Source organism: Elusimicrobiota bacterium (genome assembly GCA_026388155.1).
In the GTDB taxonomy this organism is placed as follows: Bacteria; Elusimicrobiota; Elusimicrobia; order Elusimicrobiales; family UBA9959; genus UBA9634.
Window position 1 is genome coordinate 1 of record JAPLKI010000006.1, and the last position, 25,661, is coordinate 25,661.

A 25,661-nucleotide genomic window follows, 5' to 3' on the forward strand; every position below is an offset into this window, starting at 1 on the left:
GCCCCGAATTCCCGGTTCTGCGCCAGGTCGTAAGCCCACGGCACAAACCAGTACGTCGCGCCTTCGTTCAAGGGGTCGGCCATTACCGCTTTAAGTTCCGCTGTCAGCGAATAGCTGAATCTGGTCGGGTAGCCGCCGCCGGTGTTGGTGGCGTTGTAAACTTCGTACCAGACGGGGTTTGACGCGCCGAAATTACCGCTGGTCTGGTTCCACCACCCGGCGGGAGCGTTAACGCGCTTTATGGCCACTTTTATCGTGTAAGTGCCCAGTGACGCCTCATAATTCCGCACGGCGACGCGCTCATCGGAGGCCGTGCCGGTCAGCTGGCTGAACCCGGTAGTTATGCCGGAAAGCGGATAGGTTATGGTGGAAGTGGGCTTTTCAATGTCATACTTGATCGTCACCGAATTCACGAGATAGTTCCCCGCGTAGTCAATGGCTTTAGCTTCCATTTTATAGCGGCGGTCGTTCGTGAACGGGAAAGAGGCGCTGTTGTAGGTCCAGTTCGCAACCGTGCCCTGCGCCGCCAGCCAGTTCGGACAGGTTGTCGTGAATGTTGAGCCGTTAAAACACCAGGGCCCGCCGGCCAGGTCAAGGTCCGAGATCTGCACCGCCACCGTGCTTACGAGCGCGAACCGGCCCAGTCCGTGGCGCGGGCTTCCACGGTGTAGATCGTGTCGTCGTCAAACATAGGCTGGTCGACCGTGTAATACCAGGAGGTATTCCCCTGCCGGACCGTGTTAAGCCACGTATTCTGGTTCGTTACCCAGCCCGTTCCGGTACCGGCCCAGTATCTTGTGAAAGAAAGCGTGCCCGTGGAAATGCGCACTTTCGTGTATTGATGCCCGGATATATCAGCCGCCGCCGTGCCGTATATCTTATCAAGCGCGGTAAGGGCGTTGGCTGTCGGAGTGGTTATACCCACCGTGGGAACCGTGTCGTCCACTATGAACTTGCGCGTGGCTGTGTAGGGCCATGTTTCCACGTTCCCAAGGCCTGAGTCGTCGGACAGCCGGGCGTCGTCCATGGCTTTTACTTCAAGGGTGTATTCCTTGTCGCCCGCAGCCAGCCAGGCGATGTTGTTCATGTAGTTCCAGGTCCAGGTCGGGAAAGAACCCGCAACCGTGGCGTATTGCCAGGCCGAGGCCGCTTCAGAGGAAATAAAGGCAAAGGCGGAGCCGGTCCAATAATAAGTATTTGCCGCGACCAGAGCTGAAAGCCGTATGGATACGCTGTTGCTCGCCGGAACGCTGGAAACAAGCAGGCCGACGGGATTCTCGGTAATTGTGCCCCCCAACTGGGTGGAATTGCCTGTTTGGCCTATAAACGCGCCCTGGTAGCGGCCGCTCTGCCCGTCCGCGTCGCTAAGCGGCAGGACGATAGCTGAAGTGGGCGCGTTTTTGTCTATTAGGACCACCATGGAGGAAACGTCATTGGTGAATACATCCTGGATATTTCCGGCCGCATCCTGCGCGCGCACCAATATCTGGTAGTTGTAACCGGAAGCGAACGCCCCTTCCAGCGCGGCCGGGGAGTAGATCCAGGAAGTGGCGTTCGGCGACAGAAAGCTGCCCCCCCCGGTCGTTATGTCTATCCAGTTCGGGTCGGTTTGGGTCAGCGTATTAAAATCAGCGCCATTGAACCAGGTCGGGGTCGTGGCGTACTTTCTTATGGCTATCTGCACTTTCTGGTTCAACTGCTGGTCGGAGGCGTCGGCGGCGGTGCCTGAAATCGCGGGCAGGTAGCGTATGCCGCTTTTATTGGCGTCATAAGGGATGACTATCCTCGCGGTGGGCGAGGAAGTGTCAAAAGTGAAATCCACCGGGGCCGCCGTACCAAGGTTGCCGGCCTTGTCAACCGAGAAGAGTTGCACGGTATATTTATTGTTAAGCTCCCAGGCCGCGTTGTTCGCGAAATAAGCGGTGGTATAGGTGGCGAGGCCGCCTCCGACCGTTGCCGTCAGGTTCAGGTACGCGGGGTACGGTTCGCCGCCGCCGTAAGCTGTAAAGGTTGAGGTCTGCCAGTTCCAGTATTGGTTCAGGGCATAGCGCTTCACCCTGAAGTAAGTGCCGGCGAGCGTTCCGGGGGAGATATCCGACACAGTGCCGACAAGCGAGGTTAAAGAGGTCCGGTAGGCTTTGTCCGGCATGGCAATAGCCACAGCCGGAGCGCTTGAGTCTATTATAAAATCTACGCCGGCGCCAGGAGTTTCCGCGCCGATCACGGTTATGCTGCTTCTGGAGATCACATGGTAACTGCGATTACCGTTCCATTTAGCGGACGGCAGGGCGATAGTCCAGTTGGTCCCGTCAAAAGAATCCACTCCAAGGAAGATGTTCGGATTCGCGGAGGCTGAAACCCAGGAGACGCCGTTATAGACAAGATTGTCGGCGCCCGTGGCGTAAGTGAAGTCGGGGCCGTTGTCTATTATGCGCACCACCACCGTGGAAGAGTTCACGGCCGTGCCGCTGATAGCGGGGGCGGAGGTCGGCGTCCAGTTCGGCACGGAACTGTCCGGCGTAAGGATAACCGACGCCGGCGACGGGTAGTTCAGCGTGAAATCCACCAGCGCGCTGTTGGCGGCCGAGGAGCCCGGTTTGAGGGTTGCCAGTCCCGCCTGGTCCACGGCTTGAGAGAAGATCCTGTACTTGGTGGGGGTGCCGGAAGGTGTCCAGGTCGGGGTTGAAACCCCGGTCGCCTGCCATGTTTTATTAACTTTGTCCAGAGTGGTGGCGGTGTAAAAAAGTTCAGAGGCGGAATTCCAATTGCCCGCCGTCGCGTCCCAGTAATTATTGCCCGTAGTACAGTTTGTGATGCACTTGAAATATGAAACCTGCACATGGTCCAGCGTTCCGGACGCGAGGTCGGAGGCCGAGCCGGAAATGACGGCAGGGGTAGCGTTCAGGGTGCTGTTGTGGACCGGGTATGTCACGCTTGAGCTGGGAATGTCAAAATCGGCGGCGACACTGTTTGCCGAGGAATAATCCACCTGCCAGTTGCCGGCTTTATCCTGTACCTTCACGTTAAAATCGTAGGAAAAGCCGGTTGTCCAGGGCGAAGAGGCGAATTGCCACCAGGTGCCGTTGGGGCTTAAAGTGCCATAAAGAGAGACATCGTTCCATGTTTCAATCGTGCCTACCCAGCCGGATGTCGCTCTGTTCCAGTATTGGCCATCCGACCTCTTCACCCTCACATAAACCTTGCTGACTCCGCCGGGCAGCATATCGGCGGACGTACCCTCCACCATTCCGCCGGATTTGATGTATTGACCGGCTTGCGGATAGGTTACGGTAGCGGTGGGCTGCAGCAGGTCATACACGATAGTATGGGTGTCTCTGCTGTAATCGTAGTTACCGGCCTGGTCCTGTGCCTGGGTATAGATGTGATATACGAGATTAGGCGTCCAGTCGCTTGCGGAAGGAGGCAGTTTACACTTATCTACGGTCTGGGTTTTATCGCAGACGAACGCTTCGCTGCCGGAATTATAGCTGCCGTCCGCGGCGGTAGCGTCCCTCCACGTGCCGGTATCAGGCGGGACGTCATAGCCGCCGGTCGTGGTCCAGGTGTTACCGGCCCAATAGTCGGTAGTCCCGGCCGCCAGGGTCCTGGCCAGGACAAGCTTGACAGTAGACAACACACCCGGCGAACTATCGGTGCCCGTGCCGGTAATAGTGGTCAGATTGTTCCAGTTATTGGTGTAATAGCCGTCAGCCGGGGCGCCTATGGTGCTGTCGGGCGGAGTGGTATCGTAAGTGAACACCCTTGTGTCAAGACCCACCTCATAATAATTCCCCGCGTCGTAAGCTTTCGGGATAACCCTGTAAGACCAGCCGTTCGTCCAGTGGGTGTTTCCGATATTATAACTCCAGGTACCGGAAGAGTAGCCCACGAAAGCGGGGGCGACCAGGTGGTTGGCGTCAAAAAGCTCGCCCGTGTCCCAGTTCAGCGTGTTCTTATTTAAAGTTTTATTATTGAGTGTATCGTAAATTTGAAGCGTTACGCTCGATATCCTGGTAATATAACTTACGGTGTCCCAATCGCTCGCAGTGCCGCTGAGCACGGTCAGGGTATTGGCGAACCCGTTATTGGCGGGCATACTGGTTATCCCGCTGGCCGGCCGCTTCGGGTCGAATATTATGGTGGCGGTACTCAGGTTGACAAAGACCTCCGCTTTTTCCCTGTTGCCCGGTAAGCCCGTCACATTGCCGGGCATGGCCGCGTCCCTCGCCTCCGACTTGATAATAAAAGTCCCGCCGTCGGACCAGAGCCCGCCGCCCGTGGCCCAGTCTATGGCCGAAGTGTTTAATTCCCAGCCGGTGGTAAGCGTCGCGCTGTTTTTGACAGGGCCAAGGTCATTGCGCCATATGCCGTTAGCGGCGTCCCAGAAATAGTTGGCATAGGGCGCGTCCGTCTTTTCAATATAAACGTCAACTCCGGCAAGACCGCCAAAAGCCCCGGCGGGCAGATCGGCCGCCGTTCCGTCTATCTTCGTTATATTGTGAAAATAAACCCCGGAAGTGCTGGTCTGCACCCCGTCCTGCCAGACGTTCAGCACGGCGGAAGTGGGCACCGAGACGTCATATTTAAAGGTCCTTTCATTATACGCTTCAAGGTTATTAGCATTGTCGCGGGCGCGCGCTCGTATCCTGTAATTCTTGCTCTCCAGCCAGCCTATTCCCGCGGGCGTATAACTCCAGGCGGGATAGCCGCCGCTCACATAAGTATACGTGCTGAAATCACCCGCTGAATTAAGCCATGCCGCGCCGCTCCACGCCTTGCCGTCGGTAATGTTATAGATCTCTATTTCAACCTGCTTCACCTGCGAGGGCTGCGGAGTGTCCTGGGCCGTACCGGATATGGTCGGCAGCTGGTCCATGAAGGCGCTGGAAGGAGTGTCTATATAGCTGGAAGGCGCCTGGTTGTCGCAGATAAAACTGTTGGACGCGGTCCCCACGACAAAAGCTGTCTGTTCATTGGCCGGCGAAGCGCTGTCACGGCTGATAGAAACTATAAGGTAGCTGTGGGCGCTGGTCAGCGCGGGACTCGTGTAGGTCCAGGAAGAGGCCCAGATACTGGCGGCCGGCAACTGGTCATTGGTGGGAACCGCTGAATTCCAGGTGTTTGAATAATAATAAGTTTTGCCGGTCTTATCATAAAGCTTTACCTTAACCGTGCCGCCGAGCGTGGGACTTATGCCGGAACGCTGGTCGTAGTATGTGCCCCAGAATACCGGGCTGATACCCGCCACGCCGCCATCAGTTGGATAGGTTATGACCGAGGTCGGGGGATCATTGTCCCAGTAGAAAGTTTGGGTGCTCCAGCCCACTTCATAGTTCGGGTCCGGGGCGCCCGTCGCGTCCACGACCGAGTCCTGGCTGCGCACGGCTATGTAATAGGTGTCCGTGGCGGATAAATTGGCCGCAATGGGCATATTGGTGCTATTCTGCCAGGAAGCGTCGTTGGGTCCCGAATTATAGCTGACGTCGGAACCGTTCCAGCCGGTCAGCGCCGGTGGGAAGGCCGAGGACTGCCAGGCGCCGTTCCACCATTGGCTGTCGCTCTTGCGCCAGATTATCCATTTTACCACGTCTATTCTGCCGTGCGTGTTGTCCAGGGCAGTTCCGGCTACCGATGGAATGGCGCTGATATACGAGCCGTTAACGGGGAAGGTGGTTGTGGATTTGGGGGTATCGGTATCAAAGTAGACAGTGGCGGTGGTCCAGTTTACCGAGTAATTAAAGGAAGCGTCCATGGAACGGGACCAGATGTGATACAGCCTGTTGGTCTGCCAATTGGGGTTTTTCACGTTCCAGGCGGCAGGGGTGGCGGTAACCGGATAGGCGGGAGTGGCCACCCAGAGGTTATAGTTGTACTGGGATATGCCGGTGCTGTCGCCCCAGTCGGTTGTAAGGTTCGTACCGGTGCCTTTCCAGTAGCGGTTGTCCGTGTCGTTATTCACGAACACCCAGACGCCGCTCGAAGCGCTCAGCTGGAACTGGCTGCCCGGCTGATTGCGGTCAGTGGCCGTGCCGGAGATAAAAGGCAGGGATTTGCGCCAGGTCCCGCTTACCGGCTGGGTTACGTCGTGCTCCGGGGGCGTGGTATCCTGAAAGAAACGGATGGTCAGATCGCCGTCATTGGCCATGGTGGTCCAGGTAACGCCGCCGTTTAGGGAATAGCGCCCGTAGCCGTCCCCGCTAAGATAGGTGACGGTGCTGCGGTCTATAGAATCGCTGCCGTCCGGGGCCCCGGTGTCGAAAGTCTTTATGTAGTAATAGTTGGCCGTACCGGTGCCCGTGTCAGCCGAAGGTTTGAAAATAAAAGCGTAGTATTTGCCGTTTTTTAAATTCACCGCCGGTATGTTGCTGCCGTACCAGCCATAGGCATCGGCCGTAGGGATATCCGCCGGGGCAACTAAAACCCCAGAACTTATCAGCTTGGCAGAGGAAGTACCGGTGTCTTCCCAAATTTCAAACAGGACATTCCCGGCAGGGCTGCCCTCTTTCGTCATATTGGCTTCAAGCCTTGTAACCGCTATATCGGCGCCCGTAAGGTTATGGTAATATTCGGCCTGTATAACATCGTCGCCGGTACCCGCGGTACTGTTGGCGTGTATTCCGGAAGAGGCGCTAACGCCGGGCCAGTTTGCGTAGGAATTGCCGTAAATACCGGCGGTGGAGTATTCCAGGGCGTAAATCATGTGATTACCGGAGACCTGCCAGCCGGACGGGGTGCCGTCCCCATCCCGGACTTTTACCCTGAAGGTGGAATCTACAATGCCGCGGTTAAAGTCCCCCACGGTCGTTGACAGAGGTATTGTGTATGGGAAGTTAGAGGGGTCGGAGGTTCCGCCGGACCACCAGATAACCGCCCAGTACTGTGCCCCCTTTATAACAGGCTTGTTGCTCATGGTGAACGACCACCAATGCGCCGCGTTGACAGTGTTGTTGGTGTCGGTGGTTACGCAGACATTGTTCAGGGGGTTGCTGAGGTCGACGGCATTGTAAAGGGCTACGTCAACTTTATAGTTGGCGCCATAGTTCATGTTCAGGTGCAGGTTGGAAAGGTTCCCTCCGGCGGGGGCCTGGAATAAAAAAGCCTGATAGTCGCCTGTCTTACCGAGCGAGCAGTTGGCAATAACGCCGCAGCCGGACTGCGCACTGCCGTTAAAGTCCATGTAGCCCCGAAGGGTGTAGTTGTCCGCGCTGAGCGGCAGGCGCAGGCCCAGGAAAAGCGAGAAAGCCGCGGCGCAAGCCGCGAACTTATTAATTGCCTTCCTGGTAGTGTTAAGCGTCATAACGCTTTATTTAAGCCCCTGCTCCTTTTTGTCCCACTCGGCCAGCGCAGCGGCCGCGTAAGCCGCGGTCTTTAAGTCCGTATCTGAGGAGAGTTTCACGAAATGCGGACGGAGTTTTTCCTTTTCGCCGCTAAAAACGGAAGCCGCCATCATGGCCGCGGTTTTTCGCACCTCGGCGGAGGCGTCGGAAAACGCCGTGACATAGGCGTTAAATACCTCGGCGTTCTGAAAATTGGACAGGGAACTGGCAGCCCTCACGCGCAGCGGCTCAGCCTCTTTGGCGTCCAGCATTATGGCAATAAGGGCTTTGTAGGCGGAGGGGTCTTTGGAAAAGCCGAGCGTCCAGGCAGCGGAGGCCCGCACTTCCCTGTCGGCGCCGGTTTTGGCGGCCGCTATCACGGCGGCGTCGCCGGCGGCCGCGGAGTCTCCGGCCATCGCCTCTATGACGGCGCGCTTGATCGCTGGGATTTTTTCGCGCTTGAGCTGTTTTACGAGCGCCTTGCGCGCGTCGGCGCGCTTTGAGGCGCCCAGTTTATGGGCGGCCTCTATGCGCCTTGAGGCGTCTTTGCCGGAAAGGGCGTTTATTTCGGTCTTGGCCGCGGCGTCGTCCAGCGCCTGGTCGGGAACGGCGGCCGCGCCGGCGGACAAGGCGGGGCCGGCGGCGGGATCGGGCGCCGTGTTCTGCGCGGAAAGCAATGCGGGGAAAACCAAAAACCAGGCAAAAACCAGCTGGGTTATTTTCATAAGCGGCGCAAAAGACACAAAAACAGCCAAGCCTTGCCCCGCTCTTTTGGCTGTGCAACAAGCAAACCGGGCACAGGACATCAATCTAAGACCCAACCTGCTAAACCAAAAGGGCGGGGCTTGCCTGATTCCATTTTCAACACGACAAAAGCTGGCGCGGCAAAGCGTATATATTAAAGTATTATAATATTTCATAAAGGTTACAGGAAGATTATTTTCTTTCTTCGCGCGCGACTGTTCAGAACCCGCTTTCATAATACCCCCAAAACAACACCGTGCCATAGGCTTTAAGCTGTACGCTATATGCTTTTTCAGGAGTTCCCTTATAACTTACAGCCTCCGGCATATGGCTTACGGCGCGGCTTAAACAGCCGCATAGCCGGCCAATAAAAAAACCGTTTCGCTGCTTCTCACTGGGATATACTAATCCCGAAGACAGCCGAAACGGCCTAAAATTAACGACTAGCGCTGGGCATATACGGAACAAAAGCCTTCATTCCCTATCCCCTATTCGCTATTCGCTATTCCCTGCCTTTATTTGTCTTCGGTAACCGGGCTGCCTTTAAAGGCCCCTTGGCTTTGCGCCTCCGCCTTAAGGCGGATTTGCTATTATCGCGACTTGTCCCGTTAGAGGCGCACCGGACACCGTCACGCCTCCAACAACCCGCACACCCGCACCGACGCTCCCGAACTGCCTTGCCAACCGCAGAACACGCGCCTCTAACGGGACATTACACCCGCACTACAGTTATAGTGTAGCAGATAAAATTTATTTGTCAAGACCCACCCCCCCTTGACAAGTCAATTAATCGGGGGGTGTCGCTATTTTTCAACAGCTTTCATGAAGGCGGGGTCTGAGTTCAGGCAGGCGGCGGGCAGGTCAAAACCGAGACCTTCGGACTCGCCGTATTCGGGGGCCGCGATGTCGGGGACAAGGCCGCTGCCTTCAAGCTCAAGGCCCGAAGGAGGGAACATTCTTGCCACGGTAAGCTTAAGGCCGCGGCCGTCCGAGAGGCGGAAAGTTTTCGTTATGGAAACATCTCCCGCGGTCGCGGAGCCGATTATTAAAGCGCCCGTCATTTCTTTCAGGGACGCGGCAAAGATCTCGGCCCTTGAAAGCGTATGCGAATCGGCCAGAACATGCATTTTCATGCCGGAGTAGGCTCCGGCTGCGCGCGGGGCGAAATCCCTGGTGTAGCCGGGATGGCGGGACACGGCTTTGAACAGGAGCTTTTTTCCGTCGGAAAAAAGACCCAGCGCGCCCGCAAGCTCCTCAAGCGAACCGCCAGAATTATGCCGCACGTCAAGCGTCAGCTCTTTTACGCCCGATTGCTCTAAAGAGGCGAGCTGTTTTTTCAGGAAAGCGGAGGCTTTCATTGAAAATGTCATTATTCTGACATAGCCGGTATTGGAACCGGGCGGCACAAAGCCCCATACATTGGGGTAAAGCCCGAAATCACGCGTGAGTTTAACCTCGGAAGCACCCCCGCCCTTTTTTTCAAACCGGACCGAGAAGCCGCCGCCGGAGGAGCCGAAAAGCAGTCTGTTTACCTGCGCGTCGGAAAGGGAGGGAACTTCTTTCCCGTCAAGCGCGAGCAAGGCGTCACCTTCCCTTATCCCCGCCAAAAAAGCGCTTGAGCCCTCAAAAACCTTGGCCGCCAAAATTTTACCACCCGTCCTGAAAACCAAAAGCCCGCAGCCTGTATTTACAGGGGCCGGATAATCGCGCTCAGGCCTTTTTTTGGGATCTATTATAGCCGCACGGGGATCTATTTCCGCCAGCGCCGACATGCCCTCCCCGGCCAGAGAGCGCTGCAGCGCCGCAAAGTCCGTTTCGGCGTAGCTGTGCCTTTTGAATATGTTCACTATTTCGTCAGGATTTAATTTATGGCTGCTGCAGCTTAAAAGGAATAAAAGCGGAAAAATAAAAAAAATCTTGCGCATCTTGCCTCCGGGGATCAGGCTTATATTTTAGGAAATTAGCAGTTAGAATAAAACAACAATATACGGCGCCGAGACGGCGTCCGGATCAGTTTCTGAATTTTCCTTAGCTGATGGCCAAATCGCCTGGACAGGAACCCATCCCCGCCGGTGTACACATTTGGGCTTTGGGGTCCTCACAACCGAGTATCATGCCACTCTGACCATCATAAATCTGTTTCGTTCCGTCGGATTGCGGCACGATAGTATTGCCGTATTCATCCACTGTCCACGACAGATCCTGTGTAGCATTCGGGTCGGACATGACATTGAGATTATCCGTGCCAGTGCCGGTGTCGCTCCCGATCTGGCTTGTCCCGCCGAATCCGCCGAACATCGGATTAAGCATGCCGTTCGACATATCCTTGGCCGCTTTTTTGGCCTGGTAATCCTTGTCTTCCTTGAGCGAGTCTTTGGTGGCCTCCTTGTCCAGATCGGGCTTATGCACATCGGAAACGCCGAGGGTTTTGGCCTCGGTGGCGTTTATGTCCTGGTCGCGCAGGAACTTGGGAATTGACTCCGGATTGACCTTGTCAAGTTTTGAGCGCATTTTATCATCATATTGCAGAGCCATCTCCTCCTCCGGGGCGGCGGTAAAACTTTTGGCTATCCAGGCACTGGCCGCATCCTGCGAAGCAAGCCGGGCTCCATAAAGGGAACTTTTGAAAGCGCTTTTAAGCGATTCCAGGACGGAGGTGCCGGGGCCTTTTTTGGGGGACTGGCCGTTAAGTGTTTTCCCGGTTGAGGCTATGGGAACGACGGACGGCTTTTCCGCATCGCTTTCATCGTTAAAGGCGGTGGATTGTGAGGTTTGGCCGCCTTTCATCCCTGCCAGAGCCGATCCTCTGGCCTGCAGCTTTGACTGCAAAGCGTTGGACTGACCTCCCCCCCAGTTGTACACAGCCGCGCCGCCTGACCGGACTGCCGAATTCCCGTCGCCCGCGGCCCCCCCCCGGCGCCCGCCGCCACCGGCGGCTCCTGCCCGGGCCAAAACAGTCTCAAGGCCGGCCTTTTCAGCCTTTTTGCCGGACTGTGCGGACATCTCTTCGTCGGAGGCGAAGAAATTGTCTTCCTTCTCCGAGGAAGAAAGGCCGCCGTAGCTTACGCTGTTGGCGGAAAGCGAATTATAGGTATCGCCGCCCACAAGTTTATGCGCCGCGCCTTTCATAGTGTTCCAGGCGTAAAAACCTCCAACCGCGAGAAATAGAAAAATAAAAGCGAAAGGCAGCCACCAAAAACTTTTATTCCCGGCGGACGAACCGCCAAAAATAGAAAAAAAACCGCGTTTTTCGTCTTTGTCTTCATCTTCGGAAGCCATAAATCCTCCAATTGAATTCTAAACTCTCAAAAAGAAAAACCTGGGTCTGGAGACTAATATTTTCTACTATCTCCAAGGCCCATCATTTGAAAATCTTATAGTATGTTATAGCAGACAAACCCGTACTTTTCAAGGGGTAGGAGCAGGGGATAGAGAATAGGGGCTGGGGGTTAGGGTTTTAGGGTTTAGGCGCAGAAATAAGGAACTCCTTCCCTAATCCTCTATCCTCTAGCCCCTCTCCTCTATCAACCTATTTCAATCCGGGCAGAACGAATTGTATGGGCCTGTCGCGGTTAGGCACATATTTTATCACTTCAAGTTTTTTGCCGCCGGTACAGATGTAATCATAGCCGTCATTACAAGCCTGGCCGTAAGGATAGGCGCATACGGCCTGTTTCTGATACAGGCATAAAAGCTTTACTCTGGCGGGGTTGGTTTCCACCGTGAGCGTTACCACATTCCATACCTGTGTGCGTACAACATCCAGATTAAGCGACCGCAGGTTCAAAAACTGATACGCACCGCCTCTTTTCGTATCATCAAAGCCCATGTAGGTTTTAACTTTTTTTTCTATATCCGGCTTGAGCGTGCCATTGTCCCAGGCGGCATAATCCGCGTTCAGGTGCGATTCAAGCTGCCAGCGCCTGGCCGCGTAATATGAGCCGATCTCCATTTTTTGCACCAGCACCAGAAGCGCGAAAATTTTGGCGGTGATAAAAACAATTATCATGAAAATCGGAAAAAGCAGCACAACTTCGGTCATAGCCTGCCCTCGCCTGCGGCGAGGGCAGAGGGTATAGGGGCTAGGGGCTAGGGTAGAGCGAAAACGAGGAAAAGAATCGGACAAAGCGGCGACAAACCGCCTTTTAATACTTTTGATCACTCTGCTAAATCCCATCATATTCTTCTCTCTACCCTAGCCCCTATACGCTATTCCCTCCGGCTTTATCAAGGATAAAGCCGTGTTTGATACTTCGGCGTTGGATTGGGCCAAACGCAGTTGTTTCCGTTTGAAAGAGCGGGGCACTGGCTGGCTATCCTGGCATGCACACAGGGACGGTTTACTCCATTACCCCTGCATGAGGCCAGGACATTGGGATCCTGATTAAAATCCACATTGAAATAATTTGAGGGCGCGGTCCAGCCCTGGTAAACCTGATAACCATCCCCTATCGTTTTAAGCGCCGAAGCGGTAACGGCGGCCAGCTGGAAAAGACCGGGGGCGGGCATATTCATCGGAGGATCGGTGTGTCCTATATAATACGGCGGCAGACCGCTTTGAGGCACTTTGGCGTAAAAATCTATCTTGTCTATGTAGTACATGGCCATGCTATGGGGCCTTGTGAGTTTATTGGCCCTGTAGCCGCCGGGGCTGGCTATGCCCTCATCGCCGCAAGACTGGGGGCTATCCGTGCATTCTTTGGTGTTTGCGTTCAGGTAAAACGATTTACGGAAAAAATTAAAGTTCTCGGTCAGCCGTTCAAACACCGTCATCTGGGATTCTTCCACTTGGCCGAGCAGGGTGTAAACCTGGGCGTAAAACCTGTAAACGCCGGAAGCCGGGTCCCAGAAAATATAGATCTTTGTGCCCTGCTCTTTCGTGATAAGGGTAAACAGGCTCGCCACTGAGGGCGGGTTGTTATTTATGCCGGAGCGATGGGTGTCGTCGAATTCAATTTGCCATTTTTTCATGCTGTCCAGGGCTTGTGCGGGCTGCCCCTCGATGTCATTTATATACTTCGGGAAAGCGCCGGCCGCATAAAGCATGTCGTATGGGCAAACCTGGCCCGACCCGTCGGTTTTCTGCAAATAGTCGCTTGGCGGGCACTCGTAGGCCTCTTTGAAGATGCGGTAAGGGAAAGCGCCGTTTACATAAGCGGAACGGTTCAACAGATTCGTATAGTCACCCATCTGTATGAAAGCGGCGGAATCCACAGCGAACTGCTGGCGGATCTTTTCCCGAGAAATTTTGGTGGTTTCAAAAATCAGATAAACGAACAGAAGCAGGGAAGGGATGACAAGCAGGGAAGGGATTAAGATCTGCCCCCGCCGCGCGGAGGCGCGGTGCCATAGGCCACAAGAACGCCATAAGCCGTAGGCCGCACGCTTTAAGCTTTTTATGGTTTCAGGCAATTTCATATGCATCTCAGAACCTTATCCGCCTATGGCTTATGGCATAAAGCCTATGGCCTGTTTTCACTTCGGCGTCCCGGCGCCGATTATCAAGCCTACCATGGTAAATATCCCGCCAAGTATTTTCTTATGGAACAAAATCCCCATCATCATGGCCATCGCCGCCACAACGGCCAGCATGAGCATATATTCTATCACGGTCTGGCCGCGCCGCAGCGTATAGGGGATAGGGGCCAGGGGATAGGGCAGAGAATATATAAAAACCTCCGCCCTCCGGCGCATATGCCGGAAAAACTCCATGAATTTAGCTGAAGACATAGTTAACATTATCAATTCTTCCCCTAATTTTGCTATTCGCCCTCTCCTATGTTATAGCACCAAAAGGCGTGTTTTTCAAGGCTTAATAGAACAGCGAATAGCGATTAGTGAATAGCGAATAGCGTTTGGAGTTCCCGAAACAAACTATGTGCTTCGCTCTATGCGCTATTTACTATCGCTTCGCACCATCTACTTTGCACTAAAATTATAGGACTTTAATGTTACGTTATTGTTGATGTCCACGCGCAATAAGAAGGCGGTTAGTTCCTAGCTGCAGGAACTAACCGCCTCTTAAAAGATGAGGTGACCGGGTTTGGGGGAAGTCGTTCCTTATTTCTTCACCCTCTACCCTAACCCCTCTACCCTTTCTTGCCCCGCTGTTTTAGCGGCCGTCCTCCGCCGAGATAAGTCCCTTTTCAATGGCCTTTACCACGGCTTCTGTCCTGTTATTGACGCCCAGCTTCTGGAAGACGCTGTTTAAGTGGTTTTTTATTGTCTTCACGCTGCAACCGAGCTGCTGCGCTATTTCCTTGTTTGACTGGCCTTTGCCGAGCAGAGCCATCACCTTTATTTCGGTGGCGGTAAGAGAATCTGGCGCGCCCTCGTAGCCTGGAGTGCCCATCTGCCGGAGTCCCGCGATAAGCTTGCCCATTATGGGCTGGGGGATCATAACGCCTTCGCTGTTGAAAGTGGTCAAAGCGTGAACCAGCTCGGAAGCCGGCAGCATCTTTGAGAGATAGCCGTTGGCGCCCGCCTGTATGGCCTCGGTGATGTGGGCTTCGTCTTCATAACTGGACAGGATAAGCACATTCGTATTCGGGCATTCCTTGTGGATAATGCGGGTGGCGGCCATGCCGTCCATTTGCGGCAGCTTGATATCCATTAAAATCACATCGGGCTTGAGTTTTTTTGCGAGAGCCACCACTTCGGGCCCGGTTGTGGCTTCCCCCACTACTGAAATCCCTTTTTGATCTTCAAGCAAATCTTTGATTCCTTCCCTGAAAAGGGTCTGGTCGTCGGCTATGAGCACGGTTACTATTTTTTTTGCAGTTGGCATAACTAGTCTCCTTTAGGTTGTTTAGGCTGAAGGCTGAAGGCTGAGCAATTGCTTTAAGCCGTATGCCATAAGCCGTAAGCTGTAAGGGAACCCTTAAGGGCTTATTTTGTATCCGCCTATGGCTTAAAGCCTACGGCATATGGCTATTTATCAGCCTATCCACCTGAACGACTTACTGGTTTTTCTCTACCCCCTCCTCCTCTTTTGGAATTGCCGGGGGGGGCTCCTTGGCGAAAGGTATGGTGAATTTGAAAGCCGAGCCCTTACCCACGCCTCCGCTTTCCACCCAGATCTTTCCGTCGTGGGTGTGCACTATTTCTCTCGCGATGGAAAGACCAAGTCCCAGGCGGCCGTGCGGCGACTTGCCGCCCGCCGGCTGGTAAAAACTCTGAAAAAGTTTCGGCAGTTCCACGGGATCTATTCCCTCGCCGGTGTCTTCTACTGAAACGCAAACGGCGTCCTCAAGAGGATCGACGTGCACCGTTATTTTGCCGCCGCGCTGTGTGTGGCGGACCGCGTTTTCAAGCAGGTTTAAAAGCACCTGCGTTATGCGGCGCTTATCGGCGCAGACCATCCGAAGCCCCTTAGCGGCAAGCTGGGTTCCCACCTCTATGTTTTTCTGCGAGGCCCGCGCCTTCGGACCGACCACGATCTCATCCACCATTTTATCCATTTCAAAATAATTCTTTTCCAGCCTGAATTTGCCCTGTTCTATGGAGGCCCAATCCACCAGGTCCCCTATCAGGCGGGAGATCTGCACTATGCTGGTGTTGATAAAGTCCATTTTCTTTTTCTGGTCTTCATTGGGTTTGATGGTGGAAGCCAGCATCTCAAAGCTTATTTGCAGGGTCATCAGAGAATTTGACAGGTCATGCGAGGCCATGGACATGAATTTGGATTTCATGTTATTTAAGCGGTCAAGCTCGCAGTTATTATTCTTGAGCGAGTCCATAAGGCGCTTGTTTTCCTGCTCAAGGTAAAGCTTTTCCTCGGCCTTTTTTATGGCGCGGCGCAGGTAATTGAAATCCACCGGCTTTATAAGGAAGTCGTAAACGGATTCCTGTATGGCGCGCACCGCCGTATCAAGCGAGGCGTGGGCGGTCATCATCAGTATCTGGCTGTCGGTATTTAATTTGCGGATGTCTTTTATCACTTCTATGCCGGTTTTGTCGGTGAGGTTGAAATCCATCAGTATGACATGAAAAAAATCGGACACCACCATTTTCATGGCGTCGGCGCCGCTGGCGGCCTCAAAAACCTTGTAGCCCTCCATTTCAAGAAGATCGCGCAGGGTCTCCCGCAGGTGGGCGTCGTCGTCAACAATTAAAATTTTGCTTTCCATATAAAAGACAGCGAATAGCGGATAGGGGTTAGAGAATAGGGAAAGAGCGGGGACTTTATACTCGCTGTCCGCTATTCCCTATCCGCTATTCGCTACTGTAATTATATTGTTACTTATTTACGGGGGAATTGGCAAGAGGGATGAAAATTTTGAAGCAGGTGCCTTTGCCCACCACGCTTGAGACTTCCACGCGCCCTTTGTGGCGGTCGGCGATTTTTTTCACAACGGCAAGACCCAGGCCCGTGCCGCGGGCCTTGGTGGTAAAGAACGGCGCGAATATTTTTTCAAGGGTCTCTTTGGGAATGCCGGGGCCTGTGTCTTCAACGTCAATTCTTACCATGTCGGGGGCGGCAATTTCGGTGCGCACGAACACCTTGCCCCGCTCCGGCATTACTTCTATGCCGTTCTTGATGAGATTGCGCAGGGCTTGCGTCATTTCGTCGGTGTCGATATTGACCGTCGGATTCTCGGGCGCGAGCGTTTTTTCGACCTGTATGTGCGCCGGAACCGGGAAAGACATGAGCAGGTCGTCAATATAGGAATTGAGATGGGTAAGCTTCGGATTAAGCTCTTTGGTGCGGGCAAAACCCAGGATTTCGTCTATGATACCGTTCGCCTGCCTGATTTCCGACTCTATGATGGAGATGTGTTTGATTATCTTGGGCTCCATGTTCTGCATGGCGCTGATCTTGGTCTTTATGAAGTAAGTGGAGTTGTTTATCACGGCAAGCGGATTTCGTATCTCATGGCCCACAACGGAGGCCATCTGGCCTATAGCAGCGAGCCGCTCTTTCTTGATCAGCTCGTCCTGGGCCGACTTCAATTCTCTTGTGCGCGCCTCCACCCGGTTTTCAAGGCTGCGGTTCAGGCGATGAAGCTCTTCCTGGGCCGTCATTATTTCGGCGGTCTTGACTTTCAATGATTCGCTCATCTGCATAAAAGTGTGCGCGAGCTCCCCTATTTCGTCGTTCGGCATTGAAAGGTCAGGCAGGTAGTCAAAATCCCCCTCGCCCAGTTTTATGGCCGCGGCCCGGAGCGACTGTATGGGCTGGGTAATGATCAGCGACACCGCATATCCCAGGAAAAGCACGAACACCGTAACCACCGCCATCATGCGCCAGGTGCGCTTCAGCATATCGTCCGAAGCCTGGTAGGCGACGGTGACCGAGCGCTGTATGTAGATCACCCAGCCGAGGTCCGTGACTTCGGCGAAAGCCCCCAGCACCCGCTCGCCGGTGGATTCAAGTATTATCTCTCCGCCGCCTGTTTTGGCGTCATTTTGCAGGAGGATCTTTAAAATATCGTCGGGGAGCTTGGCGTCGGGCTTGTAAATTTCTTTGGAGTTGGAATGGGCGATCAAAAATCCGTTGGAATCGATTATAGCCGCCTGCGTGTGGGTGGTTTCCGGGAAACTGGTTTTCAGAATGCTTGAAAGCCCGGTAAGCGTCATTTTGGCCACCAGTACGCCCACCCCCTGATTGGTAACGGGGTTTACTATCGGGATACCCATGGTTATGGCGGGGTAGGAGCCCATATACTTTTCAAGCCCGCCGATGAATTCCCCGGTTTTCATCACCTTCGCGAACACCGCGTCGTTTGAAAAATCGCGCAGCTGGGTATCGTGCACGAAACGTCCGATGCGCACCGTTTCCTGGCCGGAGGCGTCTATGACGGAAATTTCAAGGAACACCGCGTGCAGCTGCATGATGTGATTGACCAGCGCCTGCTGGCGGCCTGTGTTCATGGAGGAGAAATCCTCCATGTGCGCGGCGTCAAAAAGCACGTTGCGGAAATTTATGATATAGCTTGAAACCGTGTCGGCGAATCCCACCGCCAGAGCCTCCTGGTCGCGCGAGATAGCTTTGTTAAGGGTTTGCTGGCTCAAATTTATAAGATAGTAGCCTACTATGGAAAGCGGCACCAGTGAAACGATAAGAAAAATAAAAAGGAACTTGTAAAAAAGCCGGCCTTTCTTTTTTGGCACGTCGGTCATATTAAAAACACAGCGAATAGCGAATAGGGGTTAGCGAATAGGGGAGGAAAAGGGACCATGTTTTAAAAAACTCCGCCGCTATCCGCTCTTCCCTAGTACGCTATCCGCTTCTCCAAACATATTATTCCAAAAGATTGTTACGGAAATATTTCAAAAGCAGAGAATAGCGTATAGGGGTTAGCGAATAGGGTAAGGAAAATGAATCTGATATTAAGGAACTCCGACCCTATCCGCTATTCGCTAACCCCTATTCCCTGCCCTTACTTATTGCAGCCGGCCCCGCCTGTGCCGGGCAGCGCAACCTTTTCAAAGCCGGGAATTTTGTTAAGCTCGTTGATTCCCACCATAAAAGCCCGGCCTTCCCACACAAAGGAAGGGGAAGTGCTTATGGCAAGCGCGGTTGAGCGGGCGAAATCGTCGGCCAGCAGTTTTTTCCCTCCGTCAAAAGCGCCCAAAACCTTTTTCGGGTCAATGCCGGCCTTCGTGGCCGCGTTTTCCCAGGGCGCGGCATTAATATCTTTGTTCCGCTCAAGCAGATACCCGTAAAACTTCTCAGGGAAGTCCCTCGCTATAATAAGCTGACGCAAATCCTCTTCCCACTCCGCCTGGCCGTGCAGGCTGTTGAATTCATATTCACCGCTTTCTTTTTTGGACGCGTCGCCTATATAATGGATCTCCAGCTTGAACCCGGACGGCAAAGCGCCGTTTTTCTGGGCCTCAAGCAAAGCGTTTTCAGCCTGCGTGCCGAACGGACAATAGGCCATCACAAAAAGCTCAAGCGTGTTTTCAAGCTTAGCCCTGCCCGGATAAACGCCCTTGCGCTGGCGATCGTAATAAACCAGCCAGCCGTCGACTTCGCGGAAAATACCGGCCTTAATTTCAGAGTCCAGCCGCATTCTGGCGGCGGTGCTGGCCTCAATGACGTAGGCAGGCACGAAATCAAGTCCGGGTATTTTTTCAACGCGCTCAGGGGAGGCGTAATCAAGGAACTTCGGCTTAATATCATCGAAATATTTTTCAAAAACACCAAGCAGGGCGTCGTTTTTTTGCGAAAAAGTGCCGGAGCTTAAAACCACCAGCAGCTGCGGAGGAGGAAGCTTCGGCCTGTCGGTGTATGACTTAGGCAGTTCCGCGCGCTTATCCGCCGGCAAAACGGCGTTTACGGCCTCTAACAGCGGCAAAAGACGCTGAGGCCCCGAATAGAGTTTGCCGTTTATAAGCAGGGAAGCTGCCTCAACACCGGCTTTTTTGGAGCGGTCATAGGCCGCCGCAAGCGCGCCCGGCCCCTCTGCGGCGGACTTTTTCGCGAGTTCATCAGGGTCAAGCCCGCAGAAAACCGCGGCGTCGCGCCAGCCGTCGGCCCATGGACTCAGGGCTCTGGCGTTTAAATAGGTGAGAAGTTTCCCGGGGTAAGACTGGCCTAAAACCGCCAGACGCATGGACTCAGCCAACTCCGCCTCCCCTTTTCGCGCTTCAAATTTTCCATCCGCGTTTTTGACGACCAGCGGGTAAACTTTCATATCCGGGCCGCCAATGCGCTTTCTCACGGTGTCGGCGAGGAAAAACTCCTGCCAGCCCTGGCCGTCCATGGCCTCAAAGAACATCTCAAGACTCACGGGGGAGAAAGCTGAAGACTTGGCTGCCGCCGGAGCGGCGGAGGCTGACGCATGGAAGGCGAGGAACGCAAGCAGACAAACGGCCAGACGGCGCATTATTTGCCCTTCCTTGTGAGAAGCTGGCGTATTCTTATGCAAAGCTCCGCGATGTCAAATGGCTTGGTAAGGTATTCGTCCGCCCCAAGGCTGAAACCCTGGGTTTTTTCTTCGGTAGACAAAAACCTGCCCGTCATCATAATGAGAATAAACTCCTTTGACATCTTGCGCAGCTCCTGGCAGATCTGAAAGCCGCTTGAATCGGGCAGCTGTATGTCCATTATAACCACATCCGGGGTGTTTTTTTTGGCGGAATCTATGCCGGTTTTTGCGTTGCCGGCCTCAAAGCAGGTGAAGCCCTCCATATCAAGCACCTCGGCCAGGCTGTCGCGAAGATGCGCGTCGTCGTCTATTATCAAAATTTTCTTTGCAGGCATAATTACATTCTCCTATTTGTTCAGGCTGAAGGCTGAAGGCTGAAGTTGAAAGGAAGTCACATGGAAGTCTTCCTGAAATCTTCAGTCTCTGCCCATTTGCCTCCTCTTCTAATTTATCCTCAGCCTTCAGCCTTATTTTGTATTCGGCACCAGCTTATATCCCACGCAGGGGACCGTGTGCACGTACCTGGCGGCCTTGCCCATTTTTGAGCGCAGACGCCTTACATGCACATCCACGGTGCGGGGTGATCCAAAATAGTTATAACCCCAAACTCTTTCTATAAGATAGGGCCTTGAAAGCACCCTGTTGGGAGAACTGAGAAAAACATACAGCAGATCGAACTCTTTGGCGGTGACGGTTATTTCCTTGCCCGAAATTTTTACGGTGTAGCTTGACATGTTAAGATCGACTTCATTGAGCTTCAGCACCTCGTCAGGCTGGGTTGAGACGGTGCGCCGGACCACGGCGCGTATCCTGGCCATGCTTTCATGCAGATCCTGGCTGTAAGACAGGCACTCGTCGGCTCCAAGCTGAAAAAACGCCAGCTTATAGGAGATCTTCGGCGCCGGGCGCGAGGCCCCTGAAGCGGGACCGTGGGGGGCCAGCGTTTCAAGGTTGAGCCCCGATGGCATATGGTCAAGATAGGTGTCGGGAGATTCGAGTATAGCTATAACCGGGATATTTTTATTCTTCGCGCGTAAATTGCGCAGGAAAGTGAGGCCTTCCTCATCGGCCAGATTCTGGCCCACTATTACCAGATCAAATGTTTTTTCGGACAGCATTCCCATTACTTCCCTCGAACGATGGGCGGTGACCACGCAGTAACCCTGCCGTGAAAGCATTTCGAGTATAAGCGAGGCCCTTGACAGGTCTTTTGAGGCAAAAACAATATTTATTTTCACATTGGCTCCTAAGTTATAGGACAGCGAACAGCGAATAGTAAGATAGCGAATAGTGATAACCGAAAGAACCCTGCTGTTCGCTATTCGTTATTTGCTTTCCCGCTATTTGCTATTCGCTTTCTTGCTATTTGCCTTTTTATTCGTGATCGTGCACTTCCTCAAGATCAAAGCTCACGCCCTTCATTCCAAGCACCCCGGTCAGGATGTTGTAAACGAAGGCGATAAAAACAAGCAGGGCTGAAACCAGCACCGCGTAAAGCAAAGAATAAAGCCCCACCGCGAGCAGTTTCTGCGCGGTGCCCATCATGGAAAACTGGGGGTTCGGCACTATCATGAAAGTAACCGCGCCGCCAAGAATTGCGATCACGAACACCACCAGCGGCAGTGAAGAAATCACCAGAGAACTCACGCTGATATTTCTTATTTCAAGTTTCATTTTTCCCTCCAGAAACAAATAAATAACACCTGTTCACACTGACTTCGGAAAACGATTGCAGCGGTTCCCGATGATGATTTTACCCGCGCAATCCGCGTTAAGGCGCGCAATCACAACTCCCGCTGCGTTTAGCAGAGCGGGAACTAATTAATTTTAGCAATTATTGAGGAAAAAGCAATGCTGAAGGGAATAGCGAACAGGGGTTAGCGAACAGCGACGGAGTTCTTTAAATAAAGTTTCCGTTTCTTCCCTGTTCACTATTCGCTCGCCCCTATACGCTATTTTACATGCTTAGCCCCGACTTGGGGTAGAAAAGGATCAGTGTGCGGTTTATGCCCGAGGCTTCACCGACATGCAGGACCTTCAGATTCATGTTCTGGTTTTTAAAAACAGTTTCCCCTTCCACGCTCTGGTCGGGAGTTTCATAAGCCTGGCCGACAAGGCGCAGCAGATTCTGCTGCTGGCTGTCCACCACGTCAAGCAGATGAATATTTTTGGCGTCCATGCCCTGTACCAGTTCAAAATTGGCGTAAAGGATATTGTTATTCTCGTCCACCACTATCACATAATTATTACCGGGAACAATAATGCTTAAAAGCGAGCGCCACCACTTTTGCTCAGCCTCCTTGTATTTTTTGTCCCGGTTTGAAATGGAATCCATTTCGGTCTTCATTTTGCCCAGAAGGCGCGAGATAGCAAGTGATAAGTCGCCTATTTCATCCGCTTTGGCCGGGAAACGCAGATCGAAGTTTTTTAGCGAGATACCCTCCACGCTATCGCGCAAAACAGACATAGGTAAAATCACATAATGGTGCATGAAAAAATAGAGCGGGAGCCCCAGCAGGAACAGCACGCCCAAAGCGCCGAAAACATATTTGCGCATGGCGGAACCGATAAGAACCTTCGCGCCCGCGCGCGAAACCAGCAAATCTATTATGCCTATGATGTCGCCGCGCACCGAGAACGGTATGGCTATCTCGTAAAAGGGCTCGTCCGCCACCTGGCGGGATTTCGGCATTTTGGAATCGTAGGCCTGCTTTATCGCGTCGGTGGGCGGCGGAACGGTCTTTTGGAACTCGTCCCACGGCACACCGATAAAACGGGATTCTTTGTGCCAGCGCACCGTTCCCTGACGGCTTAAATATAGTATGGAGGTAATGCGCTCGTCCTTGGCGAGCGAAGTCATGATGTCGTATTCGTCCAGGGTCGGAACCTTGGGACTGTTTAAGAGACCGTTTCGGATGGTCGGGGCGTAAACTTTAACGGTGTCTAAAATATCCTGCTTGAGCTTTTCGTCAAAGGTCCACTTAAAGAGGTTGTAATAAAAAACCCCCCCGAGGCACATCACATAAATGCCAATACCTATAAACCACAGCAACCATTTAAGCGTTAGTCGCATAAGTGTCTGATAAATTATACCAAAGCAGTATTTCGGAAATGTTGCTGAAGGATAGAGGGGTTTGGGAGTTATGAGTTAGGAGTCAGGAGTTGGGAGTTTAAAGATTCCGAACTCGGAAATTAATAACTCCAAACCCACAACTCTTAACTCATAACTCTTTGACTCTGAACTACTGTCCGCCGGCCAGAATCTGCTCTATACGTTTTAGCCCGGCGCCTGAGTCGGAGTTCGAGGGGTCAAGCTGTTTTGATATGGTCCACTCGTCGCGGGCCTTGTCGTAATTCGCGTTCTGGAAGTATTTGAGGCCCTCCAGATAATGATTCTGGGCGGCAAGGCGGTTTTCCTCGGTGATACCCTGAGGCTTGTTCTTCGCCTCCTCCACGGAAATTCCCTTGCGCTTGGCTTCTTCCTCGGCCTTCTTATTTTCGTCTTCCTCCGCCTTGCGTTTGGCTTCTTCTTCCTGGACGCGGCGGGCGGTCTCTTCCGCGCGGCGGCGCTTGTCATCCGATTCAAGGCGCATCTGTTTGCGGGCGCGGGAAATCAGTTCTTCAAGATAGGAAATATTCAGACTGTAGGGCCTCGCGCTGCTCCACTCGGCTATAGCTTCGGTGTAGCGGCGGCCGGAATATAATTTTTTTCCGCTTGAAATATAGCCCTGCTCTATCTCGCCTTTGACCTCGTTTAGAAGTTTGTTGGCCTTGGAGTCGCCCGGCTGGATCTCCAGCACCCGTTTAAGGCCCTCGCAGGCGTCTTTCAGGTTGCCCTGGGCGTAAGACTCAAGCGCCGCTTTCAGCGACTCGTTGGCCCGCTCCTGGCGCAATTCGTCCTCTATACGCGTTATCCACTGCACGGTAACTGCGTCTTTGGGCCTTATAAACAGAGCGTTGTAGAGATTATCAAGCGCGCCTTTCAGATCCCTTGCCTGATAGGCTGCTGCGCCTTTTTCAAAATAATACTGCTTTAAGTCGTCTTTCATACGGCCCAGCCAGTATTTGGCCTTGATGTTGTTGGGGGAGAGTTTTTCCACCTCTTCCATTTTTTTATACGCCTCGGCTATGCGCCCCTCGTTATAAAGCGAGAGAGCGGTTTTGAAGCGGTCCTCGATCAGGAGTTTTGCGGACACGAACACGCGCTGGCCGCCGCGCAGCTGGCTGGAGGCTTCAAGAAGCATGGACGCGTCGGAAAAATTAGGGTCTATGGAAAGTATTTTCGAAGACAGCTCCGTTGCCTCTTCGTAATTACCCTGGCGGTAATAGTCAAACGCGCTCTCGTAAATACTTTGCAGCATCTTCAGCTGGATTTTTTCCTTTTCCAGCTGCACAGTGCCCAAAAACCGCTTTTTTTCCTCAAACTCGCTGAGCGAGCCAAGGCCGGTTTTTTGCAAATTCAGGAAAAGAGACTCCTCGCTTTTGACTTTCAGCCTTTCCTGTGCAAAAAGCAGGGCAGAGGGGTTAGGGGTTAGGGCAGAGGCGAAAAGCACCAGCCCCAAAAACTTTAGCGCCCATTTGTTTATGGTCTTCATAAATTTACCCGTGCCATGTAAAATTCACTGTCTTCGTTCCCTTTACCCCTATCCGCCATCCGCTAACCCCCGATGTTAGAACGGCATTCCCCCTGTTATCAGATCGCTTATCATGGGCGCGAGCATAAGGATGAATACCGTGGGGAAGATAAAAATAAAAAGCGGTATAAGCATTTTGGTGGAGGCCTGCGCCGCCAGCTTTTCGGCCCTGTTAAGACGGCGGAAACGCATATCCGTTGAATAATTTCTGAGCAAGTCCACGAGGCTCGTTCCCAGTTCGTCGGATTGAACGATAAGTCCGACAAAAGAACGCACCTCCTGGAGACCGGTGCGCAGCGAGAGGCGCCGCAGAGCGTCGCGCCTGGAATATCCCAGTTGCACCTCGTTTATGGTACGCTCTATTTCAAGCTCCAGCCCGGTTTTAACCGGAGCTATATTGACTATGCGGGTGAAAGCCGTCATGTAGTCAAGCCCAGACTCTATCATTAAAGCCGAGAGGTCCACGAAAGTGGGAAAGTTCCTTATAATATCTTCCTGGCGGGCGCGTATTTTTCTTGAATAATAGGCGGCATTGGGCAAAAGAAAACCGAGAGGCACAAAAATAAGCACAAACGGAGACTGGGTAGGAACGAAAAGCAACGCCGGCAGGAGCACGGCCAAAATCTGTTTTAAGTGCAGCATTTTTAACGGATCGGTGCTTCTGGGACTGCCCAAAAGCATGTAAGTTTCCTCAAGTTTTTTTTCCTGGCCCATGCTCCGCGCGAGAAGCAGGTCCAGCCTGTCCCAAACATTTTTGCTGCCCTCCAGTTTGTTGAAAACCGAAGTTTCCTTTCCCGCCATGTCGCTGATATCCGAAATCGGCGAGCGTGAATCCTCCCTTGGGGAAAAAAAACGCTGCACAGCCGCGAAAGCCGCAAAAGAGCCGCTTACCGAAATCACAAAGAGAAAAATGCCGGTAATTTTATCCATAACAAGCGCCTGTAATTATCCGTCTCAAAACAAGAGGTATTCGTTCGCCCATGCGCGCCATAAGCCATCTGCTTTAGGCCATAAGCTTTCAAGGAGTTCCTTTAAACCATATGGCATATGGCTTACGGCCTATGGCGGTAGTCATAGCGCTTGCGCTATGA

General features: G+C 53.2%; 18 protein-coding genes and 1 riboswitch. All 18 genes read right to left on the reverse strand.

All coding sequences use genetic code 11. From position 1 onward, the window contains the following. On the reverse strand, positions 1-617 hold a 617-nt coding region (locus NTX59_01575), incomplete at its 3' end, for a hypothetical protein (GenBank protein MCX5784356.1). A gap of 5 nt (positions 618-622) precedes the next feature. Further along, positions 623-7,297, reverse strand: a complete 6,675-nt coding sequence (locus tag NTX59_01580) for a hypothetical protein (protein MCX5784357.1) — start codon at positions 7,295-7,297, stop codon at positions 623-625. A 6-nt stretch (positions 7,298-7,303) separates the two neighbouring features. Then, a complete protein-coding gene (locus tag NTX59_01585; GenBank protein ID MCX5784358.1) occupies positions 7,304-8,041 on the reverse strand; it encodes a hypothetical protein in 738 nt (245 codons plus the stop codon). 543 nt (positions 8,042-8,584) lie between these two features. After that, a riboswitch (cyclic di-GMP riboswitch) is annotated at positions 8,585-8,659 on the reverse strand. A 204-nt stretch (positions 8,660-8,863) separates the two neighbouring features. Beyond that, entirely contained in the window at positions 8,864-9,985 is a 1,122-nt protein-coding gene (locus NTX59_01590) for a S41 family peptidase (protein ID MCX5784359.1), read from the reverse strand. A 103-nt stretch (positions 9,986-10,088) separates the two neighbouring features. Continuing rightward, complete coding sequence (locus tag NTX59_01595; protein MCX5784360.1) at positions 10,089-11,339, reverse strand: hypothetical protein; 1,251 nt, start codon at positions 11,337-11,339, stop codon at positions 10,089-10,091. 250 nt (positions 11,340-11,589) lie between these two features. Continuing rightward, positions 11,590-12,102 carry a hypothetical protein gene (locus NTX59_01600; GenBank protein ID MCX5784361.1) on the reverse strand — a complete coding sequence of 171 codons (513 nt, stop codon included), beginning with the start codon at positions 12,100-12,102 and terminating at the stop codon, positions 11,590-11,592. A 185-nt stretch (positions 12,103-12,287) separates the two neighbouring features. Next, positions 12,288-13,478, reverse strand: coding sequence for a hypothetical protein (locus NTX59_01605; protein ID MCX5784362.1), 1,191 nt, complete (start codon positions 13,476-13,478; stop codon positions 12,288-12,290). Positions 13,479-13,535: 57 nt separating this feature from the next. Continuing rightward, positions 13,536-13,790: a hypothetical protein gene (locus NTX59_01610; protein ID MCX5784363.1), complete on the reverse strand. Its 255-nt coding sequence runs from the start codon at positions 13,788-13,790 to the stop codon at positions 13,536-13,538. A gap of 382 nt (positions 13,791-14,172) precedes the next feature. After that, on the reverse strand, positions 14,173-14,847 hold the full coding sequence (locus NTX59_01615; GenBank protein ID MCX5784364.1) for a response regulator transcription factor: 675 nt from the start codon (positions 14,845-14,847) through the stop codon (positions 14,173-14,175). Between the two features lie 172 nt (positions 14,848-15,019). Further along, a complete protein-coding gene (locus NTX59_01620; GenBank protein ID MCX5784365.1) occupies positions 15,020-16,189 on the reverse strand; it encodes an ATP-binding protein in 1,170 nt (389 codons plus the stop codon). Between the two features lie 109 nt (positions 16,190-16,298). Beyond that, positions 16,299-18,182: an ATP-binding protein gene (locus NTX59_01625; GenBank protein ID MCX5784366.1), complete on the reverse strand. Its 1,884-nt coding sequence runs from the start codon at positions 18,180-18,182 to the stop codon at positions 16,299-16,301. A 260-nt stretch (positions 18,183-18,442) separates the two neighbouring features. Further along, the gene (locus NTX59_01630; GenBank protein ID MCX5784367.1) at positions 18,443-19,894 is read right to left on the reverse strand and encodes a hypothetical protein; all 1,452 of its coding nucleotides are present in this window, start codon (positions 19,892-19,894) and stop codon (positions 18,443-18,445) included. Further along, the gene (locus NTX59_01635) at positions 19,894-20,271 is read right to left on the reverse strand and encodes a response regulator transcription factor (GenBank protein ID MCX5784368.1); all 378 of its coding nucleotides are present in this window, start codon (positions 20,269-20,271) and stop codon (positions 19,894-19,896) included. The genes NTX59_01630 and NTX59_01635 overlap by 1 nt, the downstream gene beginning before the upstream one ends. A gap of 132 nt (positions 20,272-20,403) precedes the next feature. Further along, entirely contained in the window at positions 20,404-21,174 is a 771-nt protein-coding gene (locus NTX59_01640; protein MCX5784369.1) for a response regulator transcription factor, read from the reverse strand. Positions 21,175-21,310: 136 nt separating this feature from the next. Next, a complete protein-coding gene (locus NTX59_01645; GenBank protein ID MCX5784370.1) occupies positions 21,311-21,610 on the reverse strand; it encodes a hypothetical protein in 300 nt (99 codons plus the stop codon). Between the two features lie 283 nt (positions 21,611-21,893). Further along, positions 21,894-23,009 carry a hypothetical protein gene (locus NTX59_01650; GenBank protein MCX5784371.1) on the reverse strand — a complete coding sequence of 372 codons (1,116 nt, stop codon included), beginning with the start codon at positions 23,007-23,009 and terminating at the stop codon, positions 21,894-21,896. Between the two features lie 169 nt (positions 23,010-23,178). Then, entirely contained in the window at positions 23,179-24,531 is a 1,353-nt protein-coding gene (locus tag NTX59_01655) for a hypothetical protein (GenBank protein ID MCX5784372.1), read from the reverse strand. Between the two features lie 75 nt (positions 24,532-24,606). Next, a complete protein-coding gene (locus tag NTX59_01660; GenBank protein ID MCX5784373.1) occupies positions 24,607-25,500 on the reverse strand; it encodes a type II secretion system F family protein in 894 nt (297 codons plus the stop codon). Between the last annotated feature and the right edge of the window lie 161 nt (positions 25,501-25,661).